This is a genomic window from Flavobacterium bomense (assembly GCF_003970355.1).
This window is the reverse complement of sequence record NZ_RYDJ01000143.1, coordinates 1-1266: the sequence shown is the minus strand read 5'-3', so window position 1 is coordinate 1266 and position 1266 is coordinate 1. Positions and strand designations below refer to the sequence as shown.

At 38.3% G+C, this 1266-nt stretch carries 2 protein-coding genes; both read right to left on the bottom strand.

Annotated features, from left to right (window positions below):
- Positions 1-329, bottom strand: a 329-nt coding sequence (locus EKL98_RS16250) for a glyceraldehyde 3-phosphate dehydrogenase NAD-binding domain-containing protein (protein WP_317125402.1), incomplete at its 3' end; no start/stop codon positions are given.
- 73 nt (positions 330-402) lie between these two features.
- The coding region (gene lipA, locus EKL98_RS16245; RefSeq protein ID WP_233589472.1) for a lipoyl synthase at positions 403-1266 on the bottom strand (864 nt) is incomplete at its 5' end.

The window sequence follows — 1266 nt, the reverse complement described above, 5'->3', positions numbered from 1 at the left end:
ATATGAGCGTTGATTTCGTCGAAAGTGCTATATTTTCCAGTACTTTCAACCACAACATCAATATTTATGGATTTCCAATCGAGATTTAAAATGCTTTTCTCGTGAAAAAACAAAAAATGTTTCCCATCAACAATAATTCCTTTTTCATCAGACGAAACTTCATCAGGTAAAACCCCGTGAATGCTGTCGTATTTGATTAAATGCGCCATCGTTTTGGTGTCGGCAATATCGTTAATGGCAACAACTTCGATGGTGGGATGATTCAAAAGCAAGCGAAATAAATTTCGTCCAATGCGTCCAAAACCGTTTATGGCAATTCTTGTTTTCAATTTTTTTTTGTTTAAAGTTTCAGGTTTAAAGTTTCAAGTAGCGCAACTTTAAACCTGAAACTTGAAACAATTTTTAAAGAATATGTTTTTGGGCTTTATAAGAAGAACGCACCAACGGGCCGCTTTCTACGTGACGGAAACCTAATTCCAAACCAAATTTTTCATATTTGGCGAATTGTTCCGGCGTGATAAATTCTTTTACAGGTAAATGCTTTTTGCTTGGTTGCAAGTATTGACCAATGGTTACGATATCCACATTGGCGTTTCTTAAATCTTGCATTGTTTGAAAAACTTCCTCTTCCAATTCGCCAAGACCCAGCATAATTCCAGATTTGGTTCTGTTGATTCCTTGTTCTTTCAAGTATTTCAAAACTTCCAGACTTCGGTCGTATTTAGCTTGAATTCTTACTTCACGTGTCAATCTTCGAACGGTTTCCACGTTATGTGAAACCACCTCAGGATTGGCTTCCACGATTCTGTCTATGTTTCTTTCGATACCTTGAAAATCAGGAATTAGGGTTTCCAATGTCGTGTTTGGGTTCATTCTGCGAATGGCTTTTATAGTTTCTATCCAAATTATGGAACCGCCATCTTTCAAATCGTCTCTGTCCACGCTAGTGATTACAGCGTGTTTGATGTTCATTATTTTTATAGAACGCGCCACTTTTTCAGGTTCATCCCAATCTACGGTTTCAGGTCTTCCGGTTTTTACGCCGCAAAATCCACAAGAACGCGTGCAAATATTTCCTAGAATCATAAACGTTGCCGTTCCTTCGCCCCAGCATTCGCCCATATTCGGGCAACTTCCCGAAGTACAAATGGTGTTCAATTTGTATTTGTCAACTAAACCACGAAGTTCGGTATATTTTTGACCGATTGGGAGTTTCACTCTCAACCATTTTGGCTTTCCAACAGGCAATGTATTCTCTAAAACAGT